The following is a 1,942-nucleotide window of genomic DNA, read 5'->3' on the forward strand; positions in this document are numbered from 1 at the left end:
AATACACGTCCTTCGGCCTCAAGGGAAAAAGCTACGTCACCGAAACGCAGGTCGTGAACGCCGGAGGCAAGCTGGTCGACCTCATCCGCAAACATGCCGACGGCTCGCTGGACAGCCGCGAAACGCTCAACGCGGACGGTACCAAGAAGTATCTGTACTATGACGCCAAGGGTGCCCTGCGGGACGATGTCACCGTCGGCACCAACGGCTCCAAGATCACCATCACTTACGATACCGCCACGGGCAAGCTGGTCCGCAACATCACCGTCGACAAGGACGGCACCCAGACCACGACCAATTACAAGGCGGGGATCAAAGCCACGGTCGAGACCGTGACCAAGGCCGGGATGAAGGAGCTCGTCACCTTCGATACGGCAACGGGCAAGATGCTGACGGACGCGGTCGCCAATGCGGACGGCAGCTCGGTCACCAAGGTCTATGTCAATGGCGCCCTCTCCGCCCAGTACGAGCTGAACCGGGACGGCAGCCAGAAGAACCTGCTCTACAACATCACCGGCAAGGCCTGGACGAGCGAAGTCCAGGTGACCGACACCAAGGGCAAGCTGATCGATCTCATTCGCAAGCATGCCGACGGCACGCTCGACAGCCGTGAGACGCTGAACACGGACGGCACGAAGAAATATCTCTACTACGACGCCAAGGGCGTCCTGCGGGACGATGTCACCGTCGGCACCAACGGCTCGAAGGTCACGCTCACCTACGACACGGCGACAGGCAAGATCGCCCGCAACATGACCCTGGACAAGGACGGCAACCTCGTCACGACCCTGTACAAGGCGGGCATCAAGTCCAGCGTCGAAACGACGCTCAAATCCGGCTTCAAGGAATTCGTCACCTTCGACACCGCCACCGGCAAGATGTTGACGGACACGATCAACAAGGGCGATGGCAGCTCCGTGGTCAAGGTCTATGTCAATGGCACCCTGTCGGCACAGTATGAGCGGGCGAGCGACGGAAGCCAGACCAACACGCTCAACACCATCACGGGCCGGTCTTGGACGACGGAAATCCAGGTCGTCAACGCCAAGGGCCAGCTGGTGGACATGATCCGCAAGCACGCTGACGGGACGCTCGACAGCCGCGAGACCCTGAACACGGACGGCACCAAGAAATATCTGTACTACGATGCCAAGGGCGTTCTGCGGGACGACGTCACGGTCGGACCCAACGGCTCGAAGGTGACCTTGAACTACGATACGGCGACAAAGCTCCTCGCCTACACCTTCGCGCTCGACAAGGACGGCAACCAGACGACCACGACCTACAAGGCCGGCGTGAAGGCAACGGTCGATACCGCCATGAAGTCCGGATTGAAGGAAACTGTCACCTTCGACACGGCGACGGGCAAGATGCTCACGGACGCAGTCCGGAATACCGATGGCAGCTCCGTCGTGAAGGTCTATGTCAACGGCGCGCTCTCGGCCCAGTACGACGTCTATCGCGACGGAAGCCAGACGAACACGCTGTTGAACATTGCGGGCAAGTCGTGGACGACGGAGATCCAGGTCGTCAACGCGAAGGGCCAGATCGTCGACCTGATCCGCAAGCATGCCGACGGCACGCTGGACAGCCGCGAGACGGTCAATGCCGACGGCAGCAAGGATTATCTCTACTACAGCGCCAAGGGCACGCTGGTGAACGACGTGACGGTCGGGGCGAACGGCTCACGCGTCACGCTGACCTATGACGCTTCGACGTCGAAACTCACGCAGAGCATGANCTGGCAAGCTGGTCGACCTCATCCGCAAGCATGCCGACGGCTCGCTGGACAGCCGCGAAACGCTCAACGCGGACGGTACCAAGAAGTATCTGTACTATGATGCCGAGGGTGCCCTGGTGAACGACGTGACGGTCGGGACGAACGGCTCACGCGTCACGCTGACCTATGACGCTTCGACGTCGAAACTCACGCAGAGCATGA

Origin of the sequence: Rhizobium sp. Leaf341 (genome assembly GCF_001424325.1) — a bacterium.
Taxonomy (GTDB): domain Bacteria; phylum Pseudomonadota; class Alphaproteobacteria; order Rhizobiales; family Rhizobiaceae; genus Ferranicluibacter.